The following is a 25,813-nucleotide window of genomic DNA, read 5'->3' on the forward strand; positions in this document are numbered from 1 at the left end:
AAAAAAAAGTGGCAAAAACTCTGCCACTTTTTTATATTGTTGATTTTTGATTTTACTGTTGATTTCCAAGTTTGCTCCAGATCTCAATTCTGTAATCATCGATGTCTGCATTATCCTGTAAACTCTTTAGCCAAGACTGACCAAACATTCCTGCATTTCTTTGCGTAACAGATTCTGTAAACTGTTTGGCATCTCCAGGTTGCTTATTGATTGTCTCATTCTTTTTTACTAAAACATATACTCCTGTTCCACCTTCAATAGGGTTAGAAACAACACCTTTTTTAATACCGAATGCCGCACCTGCAACCTTAGGTTCCATTGCACCGGCTACTGATGGGTTCAGCATATTTACCTGTGCAGCTTGTTTTGTAGTGGCAAAAGTTTTTGCTACCTGATCTAAGTTGGTCGCTTTACCTATTTTATCAGAAATCTGCTTAGCAGCTAACTTATTCATTACGGCAGTTTCTATTTGATCTCTTACAGATTCTGGATCTGCAAGACCTTTTTCCTGTTTTCCGTTTAGATAAACAACGATCTTATCTCCTGTTCCGTCTACTGTGAAAATTTCAGAATCTCCTTTCTCTCTTTTCTTATCAAAAGCCCAAGTGATGATTTCACCGTCTTTATCAGTTCCTAAACCTTGTAACTGACCGTCAAATCTTTTTGCAGATTTTGCATTTGAGTATTGATAGTTTGATTTTTTAGCAATATTCACAAAATCATTGAACGATTTCCCTTGCACTTGCTGAATAAATCTTCTTGATTTTTTATCCACTTCATTTTCAGTAGCTTCAGAAGGCTTGATGGCTTTCACCAGGTGAGCTACCTTATAACCCATTGTTCCTGCTTTTTTATCTTCAACGTTGATGATATGGAAACCAAAACTTGTTTCAGTTAAACCTGTAGATCCCTTAGCGTTATTTGCCAGGAAAGCTAGATATGGAGGGGCAAACTGACTTTGAGGAGTTGTCCAGCCAACACTACCGTTTCTTTCAACTGCATTTGGTTCATCAGATAATTTAAGACCTTCTGCAAATTTTGCAGGATTTCCTTTAATCACAGCCATTAAGCTATCAGCAATTTTCTTCGCTTCTTCTTTTGTTCTTGTAGCTGTAGATCTTTCAGCTCCTTTGTAAGCAATTAAAATATGCTTTGACAATGTAGAATCTGATGCTTTTTTGTCGATCAATTTAGAAACAACATATAAGTTTTGCTCTTTGTAAGGTCCGAAAGTCTGGCCTATCGCAGCTGTTTCAATTTTACCCTTCAAGTCTTGAGGCATCTGATTGACCGGAACATATTGATTATTAAAAGGAATATCAGAATTTGCTGTTACAAACATTGAATCGTTTGTCGTATTCATAAAGTTTTCCTTTCCTCCGCTTTCGTCTGTTCCTACAGAAAATATTTTTGTAATATCTTTTTGTACTGCAGCCTCATCAGCAGGACTTGGCAGGGAAGGAAAAAATACGATCCCAAGATTTCTGCTGGGTTCAGTTTTGAACATAACAGGATGTTGGTCGATATACTTCTTTAGATCCTCGGTAGTAACTTTGATTTTATTTTTTTGAAGATAAGAAGCATAATCAATTTTCACAAAATCGATGTCCGCTAACTGATCTCTTTCTTTCATTAATTCTTCAGCTTCTTTCTTACCTGTCGTGATACCAGTCGAGATATTGGCAAAAACCTGTCTTGCCATGATTCTGTACTCTATCGTTTTTCTGGTTTTCAACCACTGGTTGTAGCCTTCAGGGTTTGTATTTTGAAGCGTTTCAATCTCTTTCTTCAATTCCTGAAGTTTGAAATTGCCTTTTTCGTCAAAAAGCTGTTGATTCTGAGCAAACATTTGGTCAAACTGAATTTGATTCCAGAATAAATCATCTGTCATTTCAAACCCCATTTTCTCAAACTGCTGCTTTACCAGTTTTGATTGTACAAGCAGTTGCCAAGCCTGTTCTTCAAGTCCGTTTTTGGGTTGCTGCTGTTGTTCAGCCTGCTGCTGTAATATGAAAAGCTGGTCGTTATACTCCTCACGGGTAATTTTTTCACCATTTACTTTTCCTAAAATATCAGGATTTGGTCCAAAAACTTTATCGAGACTTTCTGGGTTTACCAAAAACGCCAAAAGCGCCAATGCGATCATTCCCATTAAAAGCCAAGGTCTACTCCTAATCTGTCCTAAAATTGCCATTTTATAAATATAGTTTTATATCAGTGTGCGAAAATACACATTTTTAAGAAATTACAGAAATATAAGTCGTTTTTTTAATTTTTAAAATTTTATATCGCTTAAAATGGAAATTTTGACCGTATTTTTTATCAAAAAACAAATGGCATAAGTATTGTGAAAATTACTTACACATTACATGCAAAGCTTTTCTTAAACATATTTTGATTTTATCCTTTAACGATTAAACCTATAAATGACAATTTGTCATTCAACTTATATTATGACAGAATTTGAAGATATAAATTTTGATGAAATCTTAGGCAACGGATTTGATATTGTAGCCGAAGAAATCAATCTTTCTGATATTGACGAAACAGCAAAAAACTCTGAACAAACCATTTTCCCAATACTTCCGGTGCGAAATATGGTAATGTTTCCGAATGTGGTAATTCCTATTACCGCCGGTAGAAAAACTTCTATTCAACTTCTTGAGGAAGCTCAGCAAAACGGCGACTTTATCGGAATAGTAAGCCAGAAAAACTCTGATATTGAGCAGCCTACCGAAAAAGATTTTCATCAAATTGGCACTTTAGCAAAAATTATAAAAATCATCAAACTTCCGGAAGGAAATGTAACCGCAATTACAAAAGGTTTCCACCGGTTCAAGATTAAAAAAATCACTGGTAGCCAGCCTTATTTTAAAGCTGAAATTACGAGATTAAAAGATGCTAAAGCAAAAAATAAAGAAGAATACGAAGCACTGCTAGAAAATGTAAAAGATTTAGCTTTAAAGATTATTGAACTTGATCCGAACATTCCCAATGCAGCTAATTTTGCAATAAAAAACATCAATAACAATGATGATTTATTGAATTTTATCTGTACAAATGCAAGTTTCCCTTATGCAGAAAAGCAAAAATTGCTTGAAGAAAAAAGCCTGATGGAAAGAGCCAATAAGTGCTATGAAATGATGCATGAAGATTTCAGAAAGCTGGAATTGAGAAATCAAATTCACCAGAAAACTTCGAAAGATCTTGATAAGCAACAGAGAGAATATTTTCTGAATCAACAAATCAGAACTATTCAGGATGAATTGGGTGGCGGACCGGAAAGCGATGTAGAAGATCTATTAAAAAAGGCCAGCGCAAAAAATTGGAAACCTGAAGTTGAAGAACATTTTCAAAAGGAAATAGGAAGATTGCAAAGACAAAACCCTAATTCTCCGGATTATAATGTTCAGAGAAATTATCTGGATTTCTTCACAGATCTTCCTTGGGAGACCTTCACCAAAGATACTTTTGATATAGAAAAGGCTGAAAAAGTTTTAGACAAAGCTCACTTCGGTTTAGAAGACATCAAAAAAAGAATTTTGGAACACATGGCTGTTCTGAAGCTTAAAAACAACATGAAATCTCCCATTTTATTATTAGTGGGACCTCCGGGAGTTGGCAAAACTTCTCTTGGTAAATCTGTTGCTGATGCTTTGGGAAGAAAATATGTGCGTGTTTCTTTGGGCGGACTGCACGACGAAAGCGAAATCCGTGGTCACAGAAAAACGTACATCGGTGCGATGGCGGGAAGAATTCTTCAATCGATTAAAAAATCGGGAACCTCAAATCCTGTAATTGTCTTAGACGAAATTGATAAAGTGGGAAAAGGAATGCACGGTGACCCGAGCTCGGCCTTGCTTGAAGTTCTTGACCCCGAACAAAACAATGCTTTCTACGATAATTTCCTTGAAATGGGGTATGATTTGTCTAAAGTGATGTTTCTGGCAACGGCAAACTCGCTTTCAACCATTCAGACTCCGCTTCTAGACAGAATGGAAATCATTCAGATTGCAGGATATACGTTGGAAGAAAAAATTGAAATTGCAAAGAGACATTTAATTAAAAAACAGCAGGAAGAAAACGGTTTGACAGCAAAATCTTTCAAACTCGGAAATCCTGAACTGAAACACATCATTGAAGCACACACTTCCGAAAGCGGGGTGAGAACTTTAGAAAAAAGAATTGCTGCGATTGCAAGATGGGTAGCTTTGCAAACTGCTTTGGTAAAAGAATATGATACAAAGATTTCTGTTGAAAAAGTTGACGAAATTTTAGGAGTACCAAGACCGAAAAGTTTATCTGAACTAACTGATGTTCCCGGTGTCGTAACCGGATTGGCATGGACGAGCGTTGGAGGTGACATTTTATTCATTGAAAGCATCGTCAGCAATGGAAAAGGAAATCTTACCATGACCGGAAATCTGGGAACGGTGATGAAAGAATCTGCAACGATTGCTCTGGAATATATTAAAGCAAAACATGAAGATTTAGGAATTACAGAGGATGATTTGGAAAAGAAAAACATCCACGTTCACGTTCCTGAAGGTGCAACCCCAAAAGACGGACCTTCTGCCGGTATTGCGATGTTGACTTCTATGGTTTCTACATTCAGAAATAAAAAAGTAAAACCTCATCTGGCAATGACCGGAGAAATTACTTTAAGAGGGAAAGTACTTCCTGTAGGCGGAATTAAAGAAAAACTTCTTGCAGCAACAAGAGCAGGAATTAAAGAAGTGATCCTTTGTGAGGCCAACAGAAAAGACGTTGAAGAGATTAAACAGGATTATCTTAAAAACCTGAAGGTAAATTATGTAAACTGGATGACTGAAGTTCTTGAACTCGCCATCGAAAAATAAATTTTTAGCAATAAAATCTAAAACCTCATCATAAAACGGTGGGGTTTTTGTTATGTGTAGAAAAACTTATCCATGAATATTTTTAAACTTCCTTTTCTTCTCAAACTTGCACTTGCAGTAGTTGCAATCATCGGAATTGGTTACCTCATCAATCTGGGGCAGAGCATTTTGGCTCCGTTCTTTTTAGCCTTTCTGATGGCTATGCTGTTTTTGCCGATTGCCGATTTTTTTGAAAAGAAACTGAAGCTTCCAAGATCCATTTCTACAATCATTTCTGTTACCATGATGTTGGTCATTCTTACCGGATTGATCTTTTTCTTCGGTTCACAGATTTCCAGTTTCAGCAGAGATGTTCCGCATTTGACGAAGCAGGCAAACATGGTTTTTCACAATCTTCAGACGTGGGTTTCTCATACTTTTAATGTAAAAATTGATGAGCAGCTCGATTATCTGGATCATGGGCCTAAGCAAACTTTTATCTTCTTCAGGAGTGATTTTAGGGTTTACATTCGGGATTTTCTCATCAAGTCTTGGCTTTTTGGCATTTTTCATCCTTTTTTTCATCTTCATTTTAAATTACAGAAGAATCTTAAATAATTTTATTGTTGATGTATTTAATGAAAAACACAAATCCAGTGTTCAGGAAGTGGTATCTGAAGTGAGAATCATGACCAAAAGATATATCATCGGACTTTGTCTTCAGATATTGATTGTTTCTGTATTAACGACCACAGTTCTGACTGTTTTAGGGGTAAAATATGCCATTTTATTAGGTGTTTTAACAGGATTATTGAATGTGATTCCATACATCGGTATCTGCATTTCACTTTTAATTTCATGCTTTATTGCATTTGCTACAGGCACGGTTTCTACTTGTGTTTATGTGGCAATTGGTTACGTCATCGTTCATGTGATTGACGGAAATATTATTCTTCCGTTCGTTGTAGGTTCTAAAGTAAAAATCAATGCATTATTTTCTTTTATCGGAATTCTTTTAGGAGAACATTTATGGGGAATTTCAGGAATGTTTCTCTGTATTCCTGCTATCGCAATTATCAAAATTATTTTTGAACGAGTGGAAGGTTTACAACCTTGGGGAAGGCTTCTTGGAGAGGATCAGAAACCCAACAAAAAGAGGAAAAGTTATAAAATATCAAAGAACATTACCTTGAAAGAAATGGATTAAAAATAAAAAGCCCGTCTCACCATTAGTGAAACGGACTTTTTATAAATTTATTTGTGAGACAAATTCTCTTTTATATTTATCCTAATGGACAAAGAGGATTCATACCGTTGGGACAAGTTTGATCACAAGGAATGTATGACTGACTATCCGGACAATAACCTAAAACAGGATCGCCTCCTCCACCAGAACCGCCTAAACAAGGATCTCCCGGTGGAATTATACATGGGCATCCGATTGGTCCTATATCACATCTTCCAGAACCACCCGCTCCGTTAATTCCTTTTAAATCTGAACGATTTAATTTTTTAAAGTTTTTCAACATAATTTAATATTTAAGTTTGATTGGTAGACAAATATATAAAATTTATGAATGCAAAATAAATTATTTCTCTACCAAGAGAATAGAAAATGATTTATTTAAAAATTACAAATGAATAACTAATTTTATTTAATTTTAATAAAAAAAAATCAATTCATGAAAATTACTAAATTTATTATCAGTCTGCTTTTCGGTTTAATGTTCATCAATGCCGGATTAAACAAGTTTCTCAATTACATGCCAATGCCAGAACAAACACCGGAACAAATGAAAGTTTTCGAAGCTTTCAATCAGCTACATTGGTTAATGCCATTAGTGGGAGCTGTAGAAGTTATTGGTGGTTTATTATTTATCTTTTCAAAAACAAGAGCTTTAGGAGCTATTGTGATTTTACCGGTAATGGTTGGAATTGTTCTTCATGTTTTCACAATCGACAAATCCACAACGGGAATGTCAATCGCCGGAGTTCTGTTTCTCATCAATCTTTGGATGATTATCGACAATAAAGATAAATATAAAGCTTTGTTAAAATAGAAAATCAATGGTCAATTGTAAATATTGCTTCGCAAATGAATTTTAAAAAGCAAGGCGAATTGACAATTGACCATTCAAACATATTAAACAAATGCACTGAAGCCTGTAATCGACCTTCCGACAATCAGTGAGTTAATTTCTTTCGTTCCTTCGTAAGAATAAATTGCTTCTGCATCAGCTACAAATCTTGCAACGTTATATTCCAGCAAAATTCCATTTCCGCCTAAGACTTCACGTGCTCTGGAAACAATATCCCGCGTTCGCATTGTACAAAAAACTTTGGCTAAAGAAGCGTGCTCATCTTTTAAAATTCCTTCATCCTGCATTTCAGACAATCTGAAAACCATGGTTTGCATTGCCGTAAGATTTGAAAGCATTTCTACCAAATGCCCCTGAATCATTTGAAATGAAGCAATCGGTTTTCCGAATTGCTCTCTCGTTCTTGTATAATCTAATGCACTTTCATATGCTCCTCTTGCACAACCTGTCGCCATCCAGGCCACTCCAGCTCGTGTCATTCTTAAAACTTTTGCAGTGTCTTTGAATGAATTGGCGTTTTGCAATCTGTTTTCTTCCGTAACGATACAATCTTTTAAGGTTATCAATCCGTTTTGTACGATTCTTAAAGCCATTTTCCCTTTGATTTTTTCGACAGAATAACCGGGATTGTCTTTTTCTACGATGAAACCTTTTACTTCACCATCGTCTAAATCTCTTGCCCAAATGATAATTAAATCAGCAAAGGTTGCATTTCCAATCCATTTTTTCTGACCATTTAAAATCCAGCCTTCCGGAGTTTTTTTGCAGGTTACCGTTAAACCTCCTGCAGCTCCGGAACCCACTTCGGGTTCTGTTAACCCGAAAGCTCCTATTTTCTCAAATTTCTGCATTTGAGGAAGCCATTTTTGTTTTTGTTCTTCTGAGCCGCAGATATAAATAGAACCCATCGACAAACCGGACTGTACTCCAAAAAAAGTAGCAATTGAGGCATCAACCCGAGCCATTTCCATTGCAATAACACCTTCCATCAGAAAAGGCATCCCTTTGCATCCGTAGCCTTCATAAGTTACACCGCAGATATCTAATTTTTGAAATTTTGGGATTAATTCATGCGGAAATTCATCTCGCAGCCAATAATGATTCACCAAGGGTTTCACTTCTTTTTCCATAAATTCCCGCACTTTTTGCTGAACTTCTCTTTGTTCCGGCGTCAACGTATGATAAATGTCGTAGAAATCGCCATCAATGGGCGGAAGTTCTTTTTTCACTTTATTAGGATCGAGCATTTTCATCATTCCCTTCAGCTGTTTATCATCCAGTTTAGAAAAGTTCTCCATGAGTTTGGGGAGATTTACTTTTTGCGAAATTTGGCTTAATTGATCAAAATCGATTGATTTAAATAATTCTATGGCGTTTCTGATTTTGGAAAAAGTGTTAGACATGTCGAATTTGGTTTTGATTTGTAAAATTCAAGCAAAAATCAATCCGAAATACCACAGACAAAGACTTTCACATTTTACAAAACCTTGATTTGCAATAATTTAAATCAAATATTTTATTTACAAATCTTTTACTTTTCATTTTCAAACATTACAAAGGTTTCGTTCTCAACTTTGAAGTAAGCAAAACATTAAAAAATCAATACTATGAAAACGACCTACATCAGATTAACCATTGCAACTGCAATTTTATCAGGAATTTATTCATGTAAAAAAGGAGAAGTAACAACAAGTGACTATGAAATGTCTGTAGCAGCAGATTCAGCATCTATAAATATTTCTGACAGCGTTTCGTCAGTTGCCACAATGTCTGTAAAAGACAAACAATTCATCAAAACTGCCAACGTCAATATGGAAGTAAAAGACGTTTACGAAACTACAATTTCTATGGAAAAATCTGTTCAGGAACTCGGTGGATTTGTTACCCATAGCAATCTGCATAGCAATGTTGTTTCCGAAGAAACCTTTAATACTTCTAATGAAGAAGCAATGCTTGTCAAGAAATACCAAACGGAAAACACAATGCAGGTTCGTATTCCTACTCAAAAATTGGGTGCGTTTTTAACGTTGATTAATGATAAAAAGCTTTTTCTCAATTCAAGAATCATTAACGCTGAAGATGTAACTGCAAGTATAAAATATGCAGAATTGGAAGGCAAAAGAATCAAGAAAACCGGCGAAAATATTTCAGAACTTAAAACTACAAAGGATAAAGTAAATATGAGTGATGAAAATATGTCTGAAGAAAATCAACAACAATTGGCTAATATGGATGTTGCTGATCATTTAAAATACAGTACGGTCGACATTTACATTAAAGAACCTAAGCTTCGCATTGCAGAAATTGCGGTAACCAATTCTCAAAATATTGACAACAAATACAAATTTAATTTTGTGTATGATGTTAAAAATGCTTTTGTGGAAGGTTTTTATTTAATTCAAAAAATTCTTGTGGGATTGGTTACAATTTGGCCCATTGTACTCATTGCAGGTATTGCACTTTATTTTTACCGAAAAAATAAACTTAATAAGAAATCAATTCAGATTACCAAGGAATAAATCTGGCATCCTAACCTTTTGGTTATTCATATAAATAGTATGTAACCTCTGCTTTTTGTAGAGGTTTTTTGTTATGTCTTAATCTTAAAGTTTAATTTATGCATTTCAAAGTAATCGATTTTTAATCCTCAATTAACATCATTGCCTGAAAATTCCGTAAATTTGCCAATTGAAATTTAATTAATATGATTTATAGAATTTATTCAAAATAATTCCTAAATCCTATAATCTCTTCTATAATATGTTATCAAAAATAAATCCTACACAAACCAATAGCTGGAAAGCACTCGACGAGCATTTTGCAAATAATGATTTTGAATTGAGAAGCCTTTTTCAATACAATCCGAACCGTTTTGAAGAGTTTTCAATCAAAAATGAAAATTACCTTTTTGATTATTCTAAAAACTTAATTGATTCGAGAACGAAAGAACTTTTATTGAATTTAGCAGAAGAATGTGGGTTGAAGGACGCAATTTCTAAGATGTTTTCGGGAGATAAGATCAATGAAACAGAAGGAAGAGCAGTGCTGCATACCGCTTTGAGAGATTTTTCTGATAAAGAAATTTTGGTAGACGGCGAAAATATCAAGCCACAGATCAAAAGAGTTCTTGACCACATGAAAGCTTTTTCTGAAAACGTTATTTCAGGAAATCACAAAGGGTTTAGCGGAAAAGAAATCACAGATGTTGTGAATATCGGAATCGGAGGTTCAGATTTGGGACCTGTGATGGTTGTTTCGGCTTTGAAACATTTTAAAACAAGACTGGATGTTCACTTCGTTTCCAACGTAGACGGAAATCATATTGCGGAAGTTGTAAAAGATCTAAACCCTGAAACTACTTTATTTATCATTGCTTCTAAGACATTTACAACTCAGGAAACAATGACCAATGCCAATTCAGCAAAAGACTGGTTTTTAAAAACAGGAAAACAGGAAGATGTTGCAAAACATTTCGTGGCTTTATCAACTAATGTTCAAGCAGTTAAAGAATTTGGGATTGCAGAAGAAAACATTTTCGAATTCTGGGATTGGGTTGGCGGAAGATATTCATTGTGGAGTGCAATTGGTTTAAGCATCGTTCTTTCAGTTGGATACGAAAATTTCGAACAATTATTAAAAGGAGCTGAAAATACAGATCAACATTTTAAGACAGCAGATTTCTCTGAAAACGTTCCTTTGTTGATGGGACTTTTAGGAATCTGGTACCGTAATTTTTATGCAGCTACGACGTATGCAATTTTACCTTATTCTCAATATCTTGACCGTTTCGCAGCATATCTACAACAAGGAGATATGGAAAGTAACGGGAAATGTGTTGACAGAAATGGTGAATTTGTAGAATACGAAACAGGTCCTATCATTTGGGGAGAACCTGGGACAAATGGTCAACATGCTTTCTATCAATTGATTCACCAGGGAACAGAATTAATTCCAGCGGATTTCATTGCGTATGCAAAAAGCCCAAACAAAGTTTCTGACCATCAGGATAAATTGCTTGCTAACTTTTTTGCACAAACTGAGGCTCTTGCCTTCGGAAAAACAGAAGAAGAAGTTGAAGAAGAATTAAAAGCTGCCGGAAAATCTGAAGAAGAGATTGATTTCTTATTAAACTACAAAGTCTTCCATGGAAATACTCCAACAAACTCATTAATGATCAATGAATTAACACCATTTTCATTAGGACAGTTGATTGCAATGTATGAGCATAAGATTTTTGTACAGGGTGTGGTCTGGAATATATTCAGTTTCGACCAGTTTGGTGTAGAATTGGGAAAAGTATTGGCGAATAAAATTCTGCCGGAACTTGAAAACAATGAGACAATTAGCTCGCATGATAGTTCTACGAACGGGTTGATTAATTATTATAAATCAAATAAATAACTGTTGGAGATTTTCATTAATTTTGATTAAAATAAAAAAATGACACAGATTATAATTCAACTTAATGATAAAGAGGAACAAACCTTTGTGGAAACATTTTTAAAAAAAATGAAAATCAGTTTTGAAAAAAATGAGGACGATTTTGAGTTGACGCATGAAATGGTTGGAGCAATAGAAACGGCATTAAGACAGGATAAATCTTCTGCCGTGGACGGTACGGAATCGCTGAAAAGAATAAGAGCAAAACATGGACTTTAGTTTTAAATTTTTGCCTGTTGCAGAAAAAAACATTGAGGATGCAATAGAATATTATGCTAATATCTCAATGAAAGTTCTGAAGAATTTCAATAAACAGTTAGACCTTTCTATAAGCAGAATTCTAAATAATCCTTACTTTCAAAAAATATATAAAAATGTTCGTTATCTAAGGATCAAAAATTTTCCTTACATTATTTTCTATGAAGTCGACGAAAAAGAGAAAATGATTTACATACTTTCAGTTTTTTGCACCCATCAGAATCCACAAAAATATCCTTAAATCTAAATTAATAAAAAGTAATAAAGTAACATGGCAGAAATTCTTGACGGATTAAAAGTTTCCAAAGAAATAAAAGCAGAAATCAAAGTTGAAGTTGATAAAATTCTTGACAGCAAAAGAAGAGCTCCGCATTTGGTCGCCATTCTTGTTGGGAACAACGGAGCGAGTAAGGCGTATGTAAATGCTAAAGTGAAAGACTGTGAAGAAGTAGGTTTTCAATCAAGCTTAATTAAATTTCCAAGCACAGTTTCTGAATCTGAATTATTAGAAAAGATTGACGAGCTCAATAAATCAAAAGCTGTTGACGGATTTATCGTTCAGTTACCTTTACCGGATCAGATTGATCAGGAAAAAATTATCAATGCGATTGATCCAAGAAAAGATGTGGATGGATTCCATCCTGAAAACTTTGGAAAAATGGCTTTGGAAATGGATACATTTTTACCTGCAACTCCATTCGGAATTTTGACATTACTGGAAAGATATAATATCGAAACAAAAGGTAAAGATTGTGTCATCATCGGAAGAAGTAAAATCGTTGGAAGACCTATGAGTATTTTGATGGGGAGAAAAGATTTCCCGGGAAATTCTACTGTGACTTTAACACACTCTTACACTAAAGATATCGAAGAATATACTAAAAAAGCAGACATCGTAATTACCGCTTTGGGAGATCCTCACTTTTTAAAAGGTGAAATGATCAAAGACGGAGCAGTAATTATTGACGTAGGAATTACCAGAGTAGATAACGATTCTCCAAAAGGATATTATTTGGCAGGTGACGTAGATTTTGACAGTTGTGCCGAAAAAGCAAGCTGGATCACGCCTGTTCCTGGAGGAGTAGGACCAATGACCAGAGCAATGTTGATGAAAAACACCATTATTGCTTACAAAACTTCAGTCTATAACGACTAATTTAAAAATGAATTTAGTAGAAGATACATTATTAAAAGAAGGTAAAATGCTCCCTGTGATGGAGCATTTTTACACTATTCAGGGAGAAGGAGCACACACCGGAAAAGCCGCTTACTTCATTAGGCTGGGTGGCTGCGATGTCGGCTGCCACTGGTGCGATGTAAAAGAAAGCTGGGATCCTACATTGCATCCGTTAATGAATGCTGAAGAAATTGCAGAAACTGCTGCCAAACACTGTAAAATTGTTGTTTTGACCGGCGGAGAACCATTAATGTGGAATTTAGATATTTTAACCTCAAAATTAAAAGAATTAGGATGCACGGTTCATATAGAAACTTCCGGAGCATATCCTATGAGCGGACAGCTGGACTGGATTACCCTTTCACCCAAAAAAACAGGACTTCCAAAAGAAGAAATATATCAAAAGGCGCACGAATTAAAAATGATTGTTTTTAATAACAATGATTTGAAATTTGCCGAAGAGCAGGCTGCAAAAGTTTCTGAAAACTGTAGACTGTATCTACAAAGCGAATGGAGTAAACGTGAAGAAATATACCCTAAAATCACGGATTTTATACTTGCAAATCCACGTTGGCAGGCATCAGTTCAGACGCATAAATATCTGAATATCCCGTAATTTTTGTTATTTTAGCTGATGTTACCCCAATAAAATTAGATGCAAAGAATACGGTATTCAAGATATTTAAAATCAATTATTTTATTGCTAGACCTGTTGGTGATTGCATCTGTTTTTGTATTCTTTTTTTTTAACAGAAATCAGGATTTGATGCATGACAAAGAGGTTTGGTCACAGAATTCTTTCTCCATACTTCTTCTTATTTCATTCTGGGTCTTATTAAGCGGAAGGACAAAAATCTACAGCATATCAAGAAATCTTACGTATGTAATATTTATAGAGCGTATTGTGATCCACTTTCTCTTATTTACCATTGGTTTGGTACTCATTAGAAAAGTAAGCAATAATCAGTTTTTTAGTTCAGAACTTACCTGGCTGTCTCTTTATTTCTTCTTTTTTATTATTCTGACGAAATCTTTCGTGTACTTTATCATAAAATATCTTCGCTCTTTAGGAATTAACAACAGGAACGTCATGTTTTTATATGAAGATAAATCTTCTGAAATCCTTAAAAACATACTCAATGAAAGAAAAGAATATGGGTATAAACTCTTCAGGTATGACTCCACAGAAATAAATGCAAATCAACTCATAAAATTTTGGAAAAAAAACGGTATTCATACCCTGTTTCTTCCTACAGACTCGCCTTTTTCCGATGAAACAAGACACGAGATTTTCAGAACTGCAGAAGCTAATAAAGTTCATATTTCCCTCATTCCTAATATTTCGCAGAGTGATTATTTCTTCTTTGATCTGGATTATATTGATACACAGCCTGTGTTACATCAGAAAAAATATCCTTTAGATTATTATTCCAATTTTATTTTAAAAAGATCATTTGATATTATATTTTCATTATTGGTCTTAGTTTTGATTTGTTCATGGTTGTTTCCGATCATTGCATTAATCATTAAATTTACCTCAAAAGGACCTGTTTTTTTTATACAGAAAAGATATGGTTTTCATGAGGAAGTTTTTAACTGCATTAAATTCAGAACAATGATTTTGAATGATGAATCTGCATCGAAAACTACGAGCGAAAACGATTCAAGGATTACTGGGTTTGGTAAATTTTTGAGGAAAACAAGTTTAGATGAGATGCCTCAGTTCATTAATGTTTTGAAAGGTGAAATGTCTGTTGTAGGTCCAAGACCTCATATGCTGGCTGTTGACAATTATTACAAACCGAAAATAGGAAGATATACTTTGAGAAGTTTAGTCAGTCCCGGAATTACAGGTCTTGCTCAGGTCAACGGCTTACGAGGAGACTCAGGAAATGTAGAGGCAGAGATGAATAAACGTGTGCTTGCTGATGCTTTCTACGTAAGAAACTGGAGCTTTGTACTCGATTTGATGATTGTTTTGAAAACCATTATACTGGTAGTAGTGGGCGACAAAAACGCCAAGTAAATAAATAAAAAATAGTCTAATTTAGCAGAATGTTAAAAAAGTTTTTTACAGCCATAGGAGAATATATGATTCTTATCGGTAAAGCTCTTCAAAAGCCTCAGAAAATGAGAGTTTTCTGGAAGCTTTTTATGAGAGAAATCAATGATTTGGGGGTCAACTCATTTGGGTTGGTTACTTTCACCTCGATATTTGTCGGAGCTGTGGTTTCTATTCAGATGTTTAATAATTTTGATGCATCTTCGTTCCCAATTCCGACTTCATTTGTGGGGTATGCAACAAAAGCAGTTTTGGTACTCGAATTTGCGCCCACGATCATCAGCCTTATTTTAGCTGGGAAAGTAGGTTCATATATCGCATCAACAATTGGTACGATGCGTGTTTCTGAGCAGATTGACGCATTAGATATTATGGGAGTCAACTCTCCAAATTTCTTGATTTTGCCTAAAATCATTGCCTGCCTTATTTTTAATCCCATTTTGATTGCTATAAGTATTGTTTGTGGTATTTGTGGTGGATATATTGCAGGAATTCTAACAGGAAACTGGACAACCGCAGATTACATCACAGGTATACAAATGTATATGCCCAATCTTTTTGTATATTATGCATTTACTAAAACGATTGTATTTGCATTTGTTATTGCAACAGTTCCTTCTTATTTTGGATATTTCGTGAAAGGAGGTTCTTTGGAAGTTGGTAGAGCAAGTACGCAAGCGGTGGTTTGGACAATGGTTTTCATCATTATTTCCGAATTAATTTTAACACAATTAATATTAAGCTGATGATTGAGGTAAAAGATCTTAAAAAGAGTTTTGGTGATGTTGAAGTGCTTAAAGGAATTTCAACCACATTCGAAAAAGGAAAGACCAATCTTATAATCGGGCAGAGTGGTTCCGGAAAAACCGTTTTTCTTAAAAGTTTGCTTAATGTTTATCAGCCCTCCTCCGGAGAAATCCTGTTTGACGGAAGAGACATCAATGTGATGAATAGAGACGAAAAGCAACAGCTCCGCTCAGAAATAGGAACCCTGTTCCAAGGGAGTGCTTTATTTGATTCATTAACCGTGGAAGAAAATATTATGTTTCCTCTCGATATGTTTACGAACCTTACTTTTAGAGAAAAGAAAAGAAGAGTTTTTGAAGTTATCGGGCGAGTTCACTTAGATAAAGCCAACAGAAAATTTCCGTCAGAAATCTCTGGAGGGATGCAAAAACGTGTAGCGATTGCCAGAGCAATTGTAAACCATCCAAAATACCTTTTTTGTGATGAACCCAATTCCGGGCTAGATCCTTATACTTCCAATGTAATTGATGATCTTTTGCTTGAAATTACAAAAGAATACAATACTACTACAATTATCAATACTCATGACATGAACTCAGTGATGACGATTGGCGAGAAAATTGTGTATTTGAGATTAGGAATTAAAGAGTGGGAAGGCAATAAAGACATTCTGATCACTGCGGGTAATAAAAACCTGATAGATTTCGTTTATTCATCAGAATTATTCAAAGAACTAAGAGAGTATTTATTAGAAAATAATAAAACCATAGAGAATACAATTTCAAAATTAGACGACAATGAAAAAAATAACTAGTATCGCGTTATTAAGTTTCTCGATTTTTGCATCTGCGCAAATTTCGCTTGCAGCCAAAGCCAATGTTTTAATTCCTACAAGTTCTGCTTCTTGGAAAAACCTTAAAACAGCAGCCAGCAATGCAGTAGAACAAAGAGGAAAAAACATCACTGGCTTCAACGCAGGTTTATCTCTGAAAATTGATCTGCCTACAAGATTATTTCTAATGCCGGAAATCTATTATACCAACTTTAGCAATGAGGTGACAATAGCGAATGACATTAATGCAGAACAAACTACTGTAAAAGCAAAAAGTAGCAGAGTAGATATTCCTGTTTTGGTCGGAGTAAGTCTTTTAGGAGATTTGTTGAGTGCTTATGCGGGTCCGGTAGGAAGTTTTAATCTTGCTAAAGGAGACAATTTCGGTAGTTTTGTACAGAAAGTTGATGCAAAAGAATTTACTGTGGGATATCAGTTAGGTTTCCAGAGTGAAATTAAAAAAGTAATTCTTTCTGCAAAATATGAAGGTGCTTTTTCTAAAGACCAGAGAAAGTACATCAATTCGGTTGCAGGATCTAGCCAGGAAATTAATTATGACAACAGATCAAGTTTATTTATGCTTGGTTTAGGATATAAGTTTTAATAAATTACAATTTCAAACATAAAAAATCCTCAAATTAAATTTGAGGATTTTTATTTTGATATTCAATCTCTGCTTCACGTTGTGCGATGATTGCAGCTTGTTTTTCTAATTCTTCTTTATCTTTTTGGAGCTGTTTGAATTCTCTTCTTTGTTGTTCAGCTTTAATTGCGGAGCCTTTACTCACGTAACCGATCATTCCGCCAATAATAAGTCCGATCCCGATTCCTGCCATGACTCCCATTACGTGGGAAATTTCAATTCTGTTAACCGTAAAATCTGTCGTGAGATAAAATAGCAATGCAGATACCGCTAAAAGGACAAGTCCTGTAATTGATATACCTTTCATAATAAGATGTGTTTTTGGACATGAATTATAACAATTAACTGAAATTAAATCTTTCCTCCAGCGTTCTTATAATATTGCAAAGCTTGTGGCAAATCTTTTTGTATTCCCGAAACTCTTGTATCCGGACTTGGATGCGTAGATAAAAACTCTGGCTGTCTTGCTCCAGATGAAGATGCTTCCATTCTGTTCCAAAAAGGAATAGCCTGTCTTGGATCATAACCTGCCATTGACATCAGATATAATCCCATTTTATCGGCTTCAGATTCTTGATTTCTGCCGTATTTCAACAACACAACCTGAGAACCAATAGGATAAACACTTTGAAAAATAGCTGCTGTTTTTTGATTTTTTATTGCTAATCCTGAAGCTGTACCCAAACCTTGAGCAATCATAGATTGAGAAATTCTCTCATTACCATGACCTGCTAATGCATGAGAAACTTCATGACCCATTACTACAGCTAAGCCGGTTTCATCTTTTGTAATCGGAAGAATTCCTGTATAGACAGCAACCTTTCCTCCAGGCATACACCAAGCGTTTACCTGCTTATCCTGAATTAAATTAAATTCCCACTTATAGTTAGCTAAATCTGCTCCTCTACCGATGCTTGAATAATATTTCTCAGCCGCAGTTTTTATTCTGTTGCCTACATTTTTTACGCTTTGTGCTTGTGAGCCGGTAACAACTTTAGATTCAGTTAAAGTTTGCTTGTATTGTTGTAACGCCATTGCTTCAATCTCCGCATTATTTGCAAATTGAAGAGAAGATCTTCCTGTGATAGGATTTGTTGTACAGGCCACTACTGCTAATGTTATTGCTCCTGCTCCTAAAAGATGTGTTATTTTCATGTTGTGCATATTATAAGTTGAACCTTACAATTTCCATTCCAAAACATAAAAGGTTAATAGATTTGCATAGATTTTGCTATCTAAATATCATCATAAAATAGTATCATGCAAAAATATATTAAAATAATATCTCTTTTTATTGTCGCAGTTACCTTTCAGAGTTGCTCGGCACAAAACACATCAGATCCTCAGATCGTCACCAATTTAGTGAGTTCAGATGAGTTTACTTTTCATGCTGAGAAAGCAAACCCAATGAATTATGATGTTATTAATGTTGTAAATTCTATTCCTAATGCACCTCAACTTCGAACATTTCAGATTTCGGGCGAAAACTACGGAATTGAGATAAAGAAAGGAATAATGGAAGTTACGTTACCTTACTTTGGAAGAGCTTTTACTTCAACATACGGGAGTTCTGACAACAGTTATAGATTTACATCAAAAGATTACGCAGTTACAAAAACTCAGAGTAAAAAAGGAAATTGGGTTTATAAAATTAAGCCGAATGATGTGAGAAATGTTTCAGACATCAATATTGAAATTTATAAAAACGGGAGAGCATTAACATCAATCCGAAGTAACGACAGACAACCGATTTCTTATGACGGATACATCTCTAAAAATGAAGAAATTAAAGAAAAAAAGATTGACTAATATCAATTTTTATTAAGAAACTTTTCAACAAATAATTTTGCTTCGGTACTGGGATTCGAAACCAACGCCGAAGCATTTTTTTTATGTTCAAGATAAGCTTCTTCAAGCGATTCATTTCGTTTCATCATATTTAAAATATATTCCTGAACCCAATATTCAAAGCGTTTTTCTGATTGCTCAATACGCACTTGTTCAAATCGTTCTGTTTTCTTTTTTAAGTCAATAAATTCATCAATTTTCCGAAAAACATCTTCTAAACCTTCATTGTATAAAGCGGAACCTAATAAGACAGGAACCTTCCAGTCTTTTTCCTTCGAGGGAAGAAAATCTAATGCCCGTTTCAGTTCAAGTCTTGTATTTTTGGCTTTTTGCAGATTGCTTTCTTCCACTTTATTAATGAAAATAACATCCACCATTTCCATGATCCCGCGTTTGATCCCTTGAAGTTCGTCTCCGCCGCCAATAATTTTTAAAAATAAAAATACATCAGTAATATCCGATACCAGAACTTCAGATTGCCCTACACCAACAGTCTCGATCAAAATATAATCATACCCTGCAGCTTCGCAAATCATCATCGTTTCGAAAGTTGTATTGGCAACACCACCCAGAAAACCGGAACTTGGTGAAGGTCGGATGAAGGCATTTTCTTCTTTAGACAATTCTTCCATCCTTGTTTTATCACCCAAAATACTTCCTTTGTTGATGGCAGAACTTGGATCAATGGCTAGAACTGCCACTTTTTTACCATTTGAAATTGCCAGTCTTCCAAAATTTTCAATAAAAGTTGACTTTCCTGCACCAGGAACTCCTGTAATTCCCACTCGGGTAGATTTTCCGGTGAAAGGCATGATTTTTTTAAGTAAATCTTCTGCCTGATTACGATGCTCAGATTTTTTACTTTCTACTAGTGTAATAGCCTTCCCAATCAGGCGTTTATTGCCGGATTGTATTCCTTTTATTAAGTCTTCGGTAGAAAAATTCATCTGATTATTTCTTTTGTCCCTGTAAGATCAGAAGCCATCTTTTTGATTCAATAATTCAAAAATATAAAAATAACCACCAAAAGAAGAGAAAATGAGATATTAATTTTAATGTTTATAAATTAATAATCTTTGTACAAAGCCTTTCGGGAATTGCTTACTTTTGTTATCAATCAAAAATAAACTTCATGAAAAATATATTAATAGCAGGAACTTTTGCAGCTTTTTTATTGGCATCTTGCACCCCAAAATCTACATCAGTAGCTGAAGCTCCAAAATCTATGACCAGTACTGCTGAACAGATCGCTCAAGGAAAAACAATATTTGAAAACTCTTGCAACAGATGTCATAAGCTTTACGAACCTACACAATTTACCTCTGTACAATGGGTAGGAATTATGAACTCAATGGCTCCAAAAGCAAAACTGACTGATGAGCAGCATCAATGGGTTTATGATTATGTAGTTTCTGTGAAAAAATAATCAGATCAATCATTTCATTTCACCAAAAAATAATAATATGAAAAAGTTAGTTTTAAGTATGATCCTGGGTTCGGCTTTCCTGGTATCGTGCGGACCAAAAAGCACAGCCGTGACCGAACCAAAATATACTGCTTCTGAACAGTTAGCGCAGGGACAGACCATTTTTGAAAACTCCTGCAACAAATGTCACAAGCTACCGGATCCTGCAAAACATGATGATCAAGGCTGGATCAAAACTCTGAGCAGAATGGCTCCGAAAGCCAAATTGAATGATGAGCAACACCAAATGCTTTACGATTATTTGATTTCTGTAAATAAGAAATAATCTTTAAATAAAAAAAGGAGACTTATTTAGTCTCCTTCTTGTTTTTAGATCTTTTGTTGTTGGTTATTTTAGATTTAATAAACTTCTTGCGTTCTTTTACAACATCAAGACTGTGCAATGTAAAGCAATATTTTGCAGCTTCATTTAAAAACTTCAAAGCATTGGGAAAACTTCCCCTTTTTTCTGACAATAAAGATCTGAAAAACCAAATCGTTGCTTTATCAATTCCTTTTATTTTGAGGGAATATTGAATCAGTTTTTCAGCTTCCTGCAAATCTTCATTATCCAAAAGACATTTGATATAATATTTTGGCGTGTTAAGATTCGTAACATCACATTGCATTGCTTCCTCGAAATAGAGTTTTGCTTTTTCGTAATCAATAAGCATTTCACTATAAATCCTTCCCATCAGACACAGGCTGTCTGCATCTTCGGGATCGTAAGAAAGCGCATAATTCAACGCTTCCAGGCAATCCGGCAAGCTGTAAGGATAATTATCCAAAGCTTCGAAATAATATTTACTTTTAGTTAAGGTCATTTCTGTAATTTTTTAATTCATTTTTCAGTTGATTTCTCTCTTTTTTAAAAGACTTTTCCTGATGATTCTTTTTAAAATCAGTTCCCGAAAATATTCGGATCGGGTTACCTCTCTGAACATTCAAATGGTTATTCCACGTTTCCTGCATTTGTTTTTCCAATTGCTGAATGTGAAATTCCGTCACTTTTTCTTTTAGTCTGATCATTGAAAGTTTCTTGTTTTCCAATTGCGAACGGGAATCCTGTACGAAAACACTTTGCCCGGTTTTCGGATAGGTTGCACGAACGGCAGTTTCTACCTTATTCACGTTTTGTCCGCCACTTCCCTGACTTCTCGCTGTCTGAAACTGAATTTCTTTTTCATTAAATTCAATTTTCTCCAAGCCTTCCAGTTCAAAAATTCCGATAAACCAGTTGCTTCTTTTATGGAATTTTCTAAAAGTGCTTTTTCCAATCCATAAAATGCTTCCGAGCCAGGTTGTAAGAAATTCATTTAAATTTTTCCCTTTTAAAAGTAGGGTTGCAGATTTCAAAGTCAGATTTTCATCGCCATTTTCACGGTGAATGATTTCGTAATCTATTTTGTTATTTTTTGCTTCCTCATGGAAAACCTTCAGAACTTTGGCAACTACCCATTGGCATTCTAAAGGTTCCTCTTCCTGAGGTTATTTGTATTATTTTGTCCATTGTTTTTAATTTGTTGTCGGTTGATGGTTGTCAGTTGATGGTGCTAAAAATTCTAACAACCATCAACCAAAAACTAACAACCCAATTACTTATCCATCCTCACAATTCTAGGTTGGAAAGTCCCGAGAATATCTACCAATTCACTTTGAGCGCTCATCACTTCATTGATATCTTTGTACGCCATCGGTGCTTCTTCGGCATTTCCACCCATTAAAATGACATTTTTTAATTTTAATTCTTTCTTCATGTCATTTTGAGTGAAACGGTTTCTGCATTCTCCTCTCGAAAAAGCCCTTCCTGCACCGTGTGAAGCCGAGTTCAGCGAATCTGGGTTTCCTTTTCCTCGAACGATAAAACCTTTTGCCGTCATTGATCCGGGAATCATTCCCAACTCATTTTCGTTGGCCGGAGTGGCTCCTTTTCTGTGAACAATCACTTCTTTCCCGTTGTGGATTTCTTTCCACGCAAAGTTGTGATGGTTTTCGATTCTGGCTTTTACTCTTCCGCCCACTGCTTTCACCAATCTTCTGTGAATATCGTCGTGACAGGCTGAAGCGTAATCTCCTGCGAGATTCATTGCCGTCCAGTATTCTAACCCTAGATGCGTGTTCAGATCCAGCCAGGCGAAGTTTTGTGCTTCTTTCGGCAACGGACATTGTTCTGTCGCAACTCTTGAATAATACTGTGCGATTTCTGCTCCCAATCCACGAGAACCGCTGTGCGAAAGGATTCCGAGATATTTTCCTTTTGGAAGATTGATTTGTTTATCTTCTTCCGTAATTTCAACTTCCCCAAATTCCACAAAGTGATTTCCGCCGCCGGAAATTCCCATTTGTTTGATGGCTTTTCCTTTCAATCTTCTCAAAATCGGAATTAAATTGAAAGTATCCCTGTCGAAAATTTCGTGCTCTACGTGAGATTTGTGCGTTTCATACATTCCGAATTTTGTATGCTCGGCAAGAGCTTTCTCATATTTATCTCTTGCACCGTCAAGATATGAAACAGGTGTATCCAAAATACTAAGGCTCATTCTGCAGCCAATATCCATCCCGACTCCGTACGGAATCACAGCATTTTCTACGGCGAGAACTCCGCCGATTGGAAGTCCGTAACCACTGTGTGCATCGGGCATTAAAGCTCCCTGAGTTGAAATAGGAAGTTTCAAAGCGGTGTACAGCTGGTTTTTTGCTTCTTCAGAAATGTTGTTTCCGAAAATCTGGAAAGAGGCCCGGTTGGCATTGAGCATTCTTTTCTCTGTTTTTCTGGATGAAAGAAGCGCTTCCGCAATTTGCCCGAATGTTAAATCATTATCGAATTTCTCAGGATTTTGCTGGATTTCCTTTAAAAGAGATTTTACATAATGAATATTTTTGGTTGCAAAATTTCTTTTCATCACTTCCAGAGCGATGTTGACGCTCTGATTGTTTGGATACCCTAATTTTAATATATCTTTTCCTTTTAGTTTTAAATTTCCCATCTTTTTAGATTTTAGATGTGAGATGTTAGACATTCCCGCATCGAATATTATTTCAATTAAATATTTAGTTGATTTTTTGTCAAAATAATTTTATGAAAAATGTTGATTTGGAGTTGTAATTCCTAGCCCCGATTGTAGTGTAAATCCTTTTTTTTTGCGTTGGCTTGAAAAAAGCTAGGGCAAAAAAAGATTGCAACGGAAAGCGGGATTAAGCTCCTGATAAAAATGATTTCGGGAAAACTGTTTTGAGTTTGAAATATTGCGCAATAAAAAACCCGAAATCTTACGACTTCGGGTTTTGATATTTCATTATACTGTTGTTCTAAGAATGTACCAAACCACGAAGCCTTACCTTTGCAAAAGGCAATCCTACTGATGAATGTTGATTGTATTTGAACATTGCTTCGTTGTTTTTTTTGTTGGTTGAACTTGATTTTCAGATGCAAAGATATTATTATTTTTGTAAAAAGCAAGTTTTTATAAAATTTTTAAAACTAGTAATTTTAATTACTATTAAATTAATTATGGTACATTATTTGATTTTAAATTTTGAAATCAAACACTAAAACTATTTGTTATGAAAAATTTTTGAAACCTTTAATGTTTGCGGGAATCTCTGCAATTACTCTGTCGTCATGCAGTGACGATGAAACAACGATGCCCGCACCTGAAAACATCTACGAATTTTTGGCAGCAGATGCAGATCTTTCTAATCTGAAAGCAGCAGTTGACAGAGCGGGACTTTCAGCTACTCTCAGCCAAAGTGGCAATTACACCGTATTTGCACCTTCTAATGCTGCATTTAATACTTTTTTGCAGGCGAACGGATTTAGCAACTTAAATGCTGTTCCTGTGGATGCTTTAAAAGAAATTTTACTAAATCATGTGTTGGGTACAGAAGTAAAAGCTGCAAATGTGACAACTGGATATGTCTCTACTCTTGCTAAAGGAGCAGCATCTACCACAAGAAACCTGAGTATGTTTATTAACACTTCTGGAGGTGTTAAGATTAACGGTGTTTCTAATGTTGTAGCAACCGATATTGACGCTAATAATGGGGTCATTCATAAAGTTGATGCGGTAATAGGTTTGCCAACAATAGTTACGCATGCAACAGCAAATCCAAACTTTAGTACTTTGGTTTCTGCTCTCACCCGTAATGATATGCCTAATTTTGTAGGAATTTTGAGTGGCACTGCAAATTCACCTTTTACTGTTTTTGCTCCTACCAATAATGCTTTTTCTTCTCTTTTAACAGAAATTAATGCTCCAAATTTAGCGGCAATTTCAACCGCAACTCTTGAGAATGCATTAAAATATCATGTTGTAACGGGAGCCAATGTAGGATCGAATAATCTTACCAACAATATGAATGTTACTACTTTTCAGGGAGGTTCATTTACGATTACGACTACAGGAGGAGCTAAGATTACGGATGCCAATTCTAGAATGTCTAATATAATTGCAACAGATGTACAGTGTTCTAACGGTATTATTCATGCAATAGATAAAGTTTTATTACCATAGTAAATTATTAACATTTTTTGGTTTTTTAAGAGGCTGTAAAAATATTTACAGCCTCCTTTTTATTAAAACATCTCTAATGTTTACTTTGGGTAAAAATGAAATCTATCAAATTATAGTTTGGAAATTTAAGAACTATTCGGAAAATTATTGGCAGACTTGGTTAAATGATTTTACATTTCTAATCCGATTTTTTAATAATATTTTTTTTAATAATATTTAAATTGCAAAAAAAAGGGTTAATCTCAAATGATCAACCCTTTATCTTTCCTGATTATTTTTAATCTTTGGAACCCAAACTATCCATTTCATCTTTCATTCCTTTGGTGGGGGAACTGTATGTTCTTTCAGAGCCTAAAAAATAAAGATTGTGTTTTGCTTTGGCAATGATGCCGTTGTACACATCTTCAGGAAGGCCGGAAGTGTTGGCTTGCGCGTTTTGATCTTCAGCCTGTCTTCGCTGGACCTCAATTGCACCTTTATCATTTAAAGCAGCCTTTGCGCGCTGAGCAGCATCAATATCAGGAGCATAAACAACTACATTGATTTTGCCCACACTTTCTCTGCTGTAAGCATCTAACATTTCGTTCTCATTTGCGAAAATATGATTCCAAAAGCCTGCTGTTCTTTCGTCAGTCTGATAATCATCATCTGAAGATTCATTTTCAAATTTAGATTTTGAAACAATAATATCTTCTTCGTTAAATCCCTGATTTTTTAATTCTGATTTGATTTCCTCTGTATCAACAGTTGCCGGAAATACTGAAATTACTGTATAAGCCATAATTAATATTTTGTTATGACTTACAGTACAAATGCCGTGCAAAAAAGAAATTTCTGGTCTGTCTTAACTTAAATTTAAAACAACAGGCTAAAGTTGAGTGACCAAAATA

Annotated in this window: 27 protein-coding genes and 1 pseudogene; 18 read left to right on the plus strand and 10 right to left on the minus strand. The window is 35.1% G+C overall.

Features of this window, described 5'->3' with window-relative positions; all coding sequences use genetic code 11:
• Nucleotides 1-52: 52 nt before the first annotated feature.
• On the minus strand, nt 53-2,194 hold the full coding sequence (locus ACZZZA_RS03800) for a SurA N-terminal domain-containing protein (RefSeq protein WP_463429877.1): 2,142 nt from the start codon (nt 2,192-2,194) through the stop codon (nt 53-55).
• Between the two features lie 259 nt (nt 2,195-2,453).
• On the opposite strand from ACZZZA_RS03800, the gene lon reads away from it, so the two are divergent.
• From lon to ACZZZA_RS03815, 3 genes are all read left to right on the plus strand, one after another.
• Nucleotides 2,454-4,859 carry an endopeptidase La gene (lon, locus tag ACZZZA_RS03805; protein WP_463429878.1) on the plus strand — a complete coding sequence of 802 codons (2,406 nt, stop codon included), beginning with the start codon at nt 2,454-2,456 and terminating at the stop codon, nt 4,857-4,859.
• A gap of 72 nt (nt 4,860-4,931) precedes the next feature.
• On the plus strand, nt 4,932-5,456 hold the full coding sequence (locus ACZZZA_RS03810) for an AI-2E family transporter (protein WP_463429879.1): 525 nt from the start codon (nt 4,932-4,934) through the stop codon (nt 5,454-5,456).
• Nucleotides 5,398-6,045, plus strand: a complete 648-nt coding sequence (locus ACZZZA_RS03815; RefSeq protein ID WP_463429880.1) for an AI-2E family transporter — start codon at nt 5,398-5,400, stop codon at nt 6,043-6,045. The genes ACZZZA_RS03810 and ACZZZA_RS03815 overlap by 59 nt, the downstream gene beginning before the upstream one ends.
• A gap of 76 nt (nt 6,046-6,121) precedes the next feature.
• Here the strand turns inward: ACZZZA_RS03815 and ACZZZA_RS03820 are convergent, their stop codons facing one another.
• On the minus strand, nt 6,122-6,367 hold the full coding sequence (locus ACZZZA_RS03820) for a bacteriocin-like protein (protein ID WP_463429881.1): 246 nt from the start codon (nt 6,365-6,367) through the stop codon (nt 6,122-6,124).
• 153 nt (nt 6,368-6,520) lie between these two features.
• Here ACZZZA_RS03820 and ACZZZA_RS03825 point away from each other — a divergent pair, with 153 nt between their 5' ends.
• Nucleotides 6,521-6,898: a MauE/DoxX family redox-associated membrane protein gene (locus ACZZZA_RS03825; RefSeq protein WP_463429882.1), complete on the plus strand. Its 378-nt coding sequence runs from the start codon at nt 6,521-6,523 to the stop codon at nt 6,896-6,898.
• An 83-nt stretch (nt 6,899-6,981) separates the two neighbouring features.
• On the opposite strand, the gene ACZZZA_RS03830 is transcribed toward ACZZZA_RS03825, so the two are convergent.
• Nucleotides 6,982-8,340 carry an acyl-CoA dehydrogenase family protein gene (locus ACZZZA_RS03830; RefSeq protein WP_463429883.1) on the minus strand — a complete coding sequence of 453 codons (1,359 nt, stop codon included), beginning with the start codon at nt 8,338-8,340 and terminating at the stop codon, nt 6,982-6,984.
• Nucleotides 8,341-8,544: 204 nt separating this feature from the next.
• Here ACZZZA_RS03830 and ACZZZA_RS03835 point away from each other — a divergent pair, with 204 nt between their 5' ends.
• From ACZZZA_RS03835 to ACZZZA_RS03880, 10 genes are all read left to right on the plus strand, one after another.
• Nucleotides 8,545-9,456: a DUF4349 domain-containing protein gene (locus ACZZZA_RS03835; RefSeq protein ID WP_463429884.1), complete on the plus strand. Its 912-nt coding sequence runs from the start codon at nt 8,545-8,547 to the stop codon at nt 9,454-9,456.
• A 241-nt stretch (nt 9,457-9,697) separates the two neighbouring features.
• The gene (gene pgi, locus ACZZZA_RS03840; protein WP_463429885.1) at nt 9,698-11,338 is read left to right on the plus strand and encodes a glucose-6-phosphate isomerase; all 1,641 of its coding nucleotides are present in this window, start codon (nt 9,698-9,700) and stop codon (nt 11,336-11,338) included.
• Nucleotides 11,339-11,377: 39 nt separating this feature from the next.
• The gene (locus ACZZZA_RS03845; RefSeq protein ID WP_463429886.1) at nt 11,378-11,596 is read left to right on the plus strand and encodes a hypothetical protein; all 219 of its coding nucleotides are present in this window, start codon (nt 11,378-11,380) and stop codon (nt 11,594-11,596) included.
• Nucleotides 11,586-11,876 carry a type II toxin-antitoxin system RelE/ParE family toxin gene (locus ACZZZA_RS03850; RefSeq protein ID WP_463429887.1) on the plus strand — a complete coding sequence of 97 codons (291 nt, stop codon included), beginning with the start codon at nt 11,586-11,588 and terminating at the stop codon, nt 11,874-11,876. Before ACZZZA_RS03845 ends, ACZZZA_RS03850 begins: the two co-directional genes overlap by 11 nt.
• Before the next feature lie 30 nt (nt 11,877-11,906).
• Nucleotides 11,907-12,791 carry a bifunctional 5,10-methylenetetrahydrofolate dehydrogenase/5,10-methenyltetrahydrofolate cyclohydrolase gene (locus tag ACZZZA_RS03855; RefSeq protein ID WP_463429888.1) on the plus strand — a complete coding sequence of 295 codons (885 nt, stop codon included), beginning with the start codon at nt 11,907-11,909 and terminating at the stop codon, nt 12,789-12,791.
• 7 nt (nt 12,792-12,798) lie between these two features.
• Nucleotides 12,799-13,428, plus strand: coding sequence for a 7-carboxy-7-deazaguanine synthase QueE (locus ACZZZA_RS03860; protein WP_463429889.1), 630 nt, complete (start codon nt 12,799-12,801; stop codon nt 13,426-13,428).
• 39 nt (nt 13,429-13,467) lie between these two features.
• Entirely contained in the window at nt 13,468-14,838 is a 1,371-nt protein-coding gene (locus ACZZZA_RS03865; protein ID WP_463429890.1) for an exopolysaccharide biosynthesis polyprenyl glycosylphosphotransferase, read from the plus strand.
• 29 nt (nt 14,839-14,867) lie between these two features.
• Nucleotides 14,868-15,620 carry an MlaE family ABC transporter permease gene (locus tag ACZZZA_RS03870; protein ID WP_463429891.1) on the plus strand — a complete coding sequence of 251 codons (753 nt, stop codon included), beginning with the start codon at nt 14,868-14,870 and terminating at the stop codon, nt 15,618-15,620.
• The gene (locus ACZZZA_RS03875; RefSeq protein WP_463429892.1) at nt 15,620-16,435 is read left to right on the plus strand and encodes an ABC transporter ATP-binding protein; all 816 of its coding nucleotides are present in this window, start codon (nt 15,620-15,622) and stop codon (nt 16,433-16,435) included. Before ACZZZA_RS03870 ends, ACZZZA_RS03875 begins: the two co-directional genes overlap by 1 nt.
• Entirely contained in the window at nt 16,419-17,057 is a 639-nt protein-coding gene (locus tag ACZZZA_RS03880) for an outer membrane beta-barrel protein (RefSeq protein WP_463429893.1), read from the plus strand. Before ACZZZA_RS03875 ends, ACZZZA_RS03880 begins: the two co-directional genes overlap by 17 nt.
• Nucleotides 17,058-17,091: 34 nt before the next feature.
• Here ACZZZA_RS03880 and ACZZZA_RS03885 read toward each other — a convergent pair whose 3' ends face one another.
• The gene (locus ACZZZA_RS03885; RefSeq protein WP_463429894.1) at nt 17,092-17,403 is read right to left on the minus strand and encodes a hypothetical protein; all 312 of its coding nucleotides are present in this window, start codon (nt 17,401-17,403) and stop codon (nt 17,092-17,094) included.
• 44 nt (nt 17,404-17,447) lie between these two features.
• On the minus strand, nt 17,448-18,251 hold the full coding sequence (locus ACZZZA_RS03890) for a M48 family metallopeptidase (RefSeq protein WP_463429895.1): 804 nt from the start codon (nt 18,249-18,251) through the stop codon (nt 17,448-17,450).
• A 105-nt stretch (nt 18,252-18,356) separates the two neighbouring features.
• Here ACZZZA_RS03890 and ACZZZA_RS03895 point away from each other — a divergent pair, with 105 nt between their 5' ends.
• Nucleotides 18,357-18,905 (plus strand): DUF4251 domain-containing protein, encoded by a 549-nt coding sequence (locus ACZZZA_RS03895; protein ID WP_463429896.1) that lies wholly within the window; start codon nt 18,357-18,359, stop codon nt 18,903-18,905.
• Between the two features lie 2 nt (nt 18,906-18,907).
• Here the strand turns inward: ACZZZA_RS03895 and meaB are convergent, their stop codons facing one another.
• Entirely contained in the window at nt 18,908-19,891 is a 984-nt protein-coding gene (gene meaB, locus ACZZZA_RS03900) for a methylmalonyl Co-A mutase-associated GTPase MeaB (protein WP_463429897.1), read from the minus strand.
• Between the two features lie 185 nt (nt 19,892-20,076).
• On the opposite strand from meaB, the gene ACZZZA_RS03905 reads away from it, so the two are divergent.
• Nucleotides 20,077-20,370 carry a c-type cytochrome gene (locus ACZZZA_RS03905; protein ID WP_463429898.1) on the plus strand — a complete coding sequence of 98 codons (294 nt, stop codon included), beginning with the start codon at nt 20,077-20,079 and terminating at the stop codon, nt 20,368-20,370.
• A gap of 37 nt (nt 20,371-20,407) precedes the next feature.
• Entirely contained in the window at nt 20,408-20,695 is a 288-nt protein-coding gene (locus tag ACZZZA_RS03910; protein ID WP_463429899.1) for a cytochrome C, read from the plus strand.
• A gap of 22 nt (nt 20,696-20,717) precedes the next feature.
• Here ACZZZA_RS03910 and ACZZZA_RS03915 read toward each other — a convergent pair whose 3' ends face one another.
• The 3 genes and pseudogenes from ACZZZA_RS03915 to ACZZZA_RS03925 all read right to left on the minus strand — a co-directional run bounded on the left by ACZZZA_RS03915 (nt 20,718) and on the right by ACZZZA_RS03925 (nt 23,396).
• Complete coding sequence (locus ACZZZA_RS03915; RefSeq protein ID WP_463429900.1) at nt 20,718-21,233, minus strand: tetratricopeptide repeat protein; 516 nt, start codon at nt 21,231-21,233, stop codon at nt 20,718-20,720.
• Nucleotides 21,220-21,919, minus strand: a pseudogene (prfH, locus tag ACZZZA_RS03920) (peptide chain release factor H). Before prfH ends, ACZZZA_RS03915 begins: the two are co-directional and overlap by 14 nt.
• 85 nt (nt 21,920-22,004) lie before the next feature.
• Nucleotides 22,005-23,396, minus strand: coding sequence for an RtcB family protein (locus tag ACZZZA_RS03925; RefSeq protein ID WP_463429901.1), 1,392 nt, complete (start codon nt 23,394-23,396; stop codon nt 22,005-22,007).
• 600 nt (nt 23,397-23,996) lie between these two features.
• Between ACZZZA_RS03925 and ACZZZA_RS03930 the strand changes: the two genes are divergently transcribed.
• Nucleotides 23,997-24,923 carry a fasciclin domain-containing protein gene (locus ACZZZA_RS03930; RefSeq protein ID WP_463429902.1) on the plus strand — a complete coding sequence of 309 codons (927 nt, stop codon included), beginning with the start codon at nt 23,997-23,999 and terminating at the stop codon, nt 24,921-24,923.
• Between the two features lie 277 nt (nt 24,924-25,200).
• Here the strand turns inward: ACZZZA_RS03930 and ACZZZA_RS03935 are convergent, their stop codons facing one another.
• A complete protein-coding gene (locus ACZZZA_RS03935; RefSeq protein ID WP_463429903.1) occupies nt 25,201-25,704 on the minus strand; it encodes a hypothetical protein in 504 nt (167 codons plus the stop codon).
• Nucleotides 25,705-25,813 lie beyond the last annotated feature (109 nt).

The organism is Chryseobacterium sp. AC405b (genome assembly GCF_979258685.1).

What these genes read in the sequence shown, in the direction of transcription:
- ACZZZA_RS03800 (WP_463429877.1), bottom strand. Translation starts at nt 2,194, where the DNA reads ATGGCAATTTTAGGACAGATTAGGAGTAGACCTTGGCTTTTAATGGGA.
- lon (WP_463429878.1), top strand. Translation starts at nt 2,454, where the DNA reads ATGACAGAATTTGAAGATATAAATTTTGATGAAATCTTAGGCAACGGA.
- ACZZZA_RS03810 (WP_463429879.1), top strand. Translation starts at nt 4,932, where the DNA reads ATGAATATTTTTAAACTTCCTTTTCTTCTCAAACTTGCACTTGCAGTA.
- ACZZZA_RS03820 (WP_463429881.1), bottom strand. Translation starts at nt 6,367, where the DNA reads ATGTTGAAAAACTTTAAAAAATTAAATCGTTCAGATTTAAAAGGAATT.
- ACZZZA_RS03825 (WP_463429882.1), top strand. Translation starts at nt 6,521, where the DNA reads ATGAAAATTACTAAATTTATTATCAGTCTGCTTTTCGGTTTAATGTTC.
- ACZZZA_RS03830 (WP_463429883.1), bottom strand. Translation starts at nt 8,340, where the DNA reads ATGTCTAACACTTTTTCCAAAATCAGAAACGCCATAGAATTATTTAAA.
- ACZZZA_RS03835 (WP_463429884.1), top strand. Translation starts at nt 8,545, where the DNA reads ATGAAAACGACCTACATCAGATTAACCATTGCAACTGCAATTTTATCA.
- pgi (WP_463429885.1), top strand. Translation starts at nt 9,698, where the DNA reads ATGTTATCAAAAATAAATCCTACACAAACCAATAGCTGGAAAGCACTC.
- ACZZZA_RS03845 (WP_463429886.1), top strand. Translation starts at nt 11,378, where the DNA reads ATGACACAGATTATAATTCAACTTAATGATAAAGAGGAACAAACCTTT.
- ACZZZA_RS03850 (WP_463429887.1), top strand. Translation starts at nt 11,586, where the DNA reads ATGGACTTTAGTTTTAAATTTTTGCCTGTTGCAGAAAAAAACATTGAG.
- ACZZZA_RS03855 (WP_463429888.1), top strand. Translation starts at nt 11,907, where the DNA reads ATGGCAGAAATTCTTGACGGATTAAAAGTTTCCAAAGAAATAAAAGCA.
- ACZZZA_RS03860 (WP_463429889.1), top strand. Translation starts at nt 12,799, where the DNA reads ATGAATTTAGTAGAAGATACATTATTAAAAGAAGGTAAAATGCTCCCT.
- ACZZZA_RS03865 (WP_463429890.1), top strand. Translation starts at nt 13,468, where the DNA reads ATGCAAAGAATACGGTATTCAAGATATTTAAAATCAATTATTTTATTG.
- ACZZZA_RS03870 (WP_463429891.1), top strand. Translation starts at nt 14,868, where the DNA reads ATGTTAAAAAAGTTTTTTACAGCCATAGGAGAATATATGATTCTTATC.
- ACZZZA_RS03875 (WP_463429892.1), top strand. Translation starts at nt 15,620, where the DNA reads ATGATTGAGGTAAAAGATCTTAAAAAGAGTTTTGGTGATGTTGAAGTG.
- ACZZZA_RS03880 (WP_463429893.1), top strand. Translation starts at nt 16,419, where the DNA reads ATGAAAAAAATAACTAGTATCGCGTTATTAAGTTTCTCGATTTTTGCA.
- ACZZZA_RS03885 (WP_463429894.1), bottom strand. Translation starts at nt 17,403, where the DNA reads ATGAAAGGTATATCAATTACAGGACTTGTCCTTTTAGCGGTATCTGCA.
- ACZZZA_RS03890 (WP_463429895.1), bottom strand. Translation starts at nt 18,251, where the DNA reads ATGAAAATAACACATCTTTTAGGAGCAGGAGCAATAACATTAGCAGTA.
- ACZZZA_RS03895 (WP_463429896.1), top strand. Translation starts at nt 18,357, where the DNA reads ATGCAAAAATATATTAAAATAATATCTCTTTTTATTGTCGCAGTTACC.
- meaB (WP_463429897.1), bottom strand. Translation starts at nt 19,891, where the DNA reads ATGAATTTTTCTACCGAAGACTTAATAAAAGGAATACAATCCGGCAAT.
- ACZZZA_RS03905 (WP_463429898.1), top strand. Translation starts at nt 20,077, where the DNA reads ATGAAAAATATATTAATAGCAGGAACTTTTGCAGCTTTTTTATTGGCA.
- ACZZZA_RS03910 (WP_463429899.1), top strand. Translation starts at nt 20,408, where the DNA reads ATGAAAAAGTTAGTTTTAAGTATGATCCTGGGTTCGGCTTTCCTGGTA.
- ACZZZA_RS03915 (WP_463429900.1), bottom strand. Translation starts at nt 21,233, where the DNA reads ATGACCTTAACTAAAAGTAAATATTATTTCGAAGCTTTGGATAATTAT.
- ACZZZA_RS03925 (WP_463429901.1), bottom strand. Translation starts at nt 23,396, where the DNA reads ATGGGAAATTTAAAACTAAAAGGAAAAGATATATTAAAATTAGGGTAT.
- ACZZZA_RS03930 (WP_463429902.1), top strand. Translation starts at nt 23,997, where the DNA reads ATGTTTGCGGGAATCTCTGCAATTACTCTGTCGTCATGCAGTGACGAT.
- ACZZZA_RS03935 (WP_463429903.1), bottom strand. Translation starts at nt 25,704, where the DNA reads ATGGCTTATACAGTAATTTCAGTATTTCCGGCAACTGTTGATACAGAG.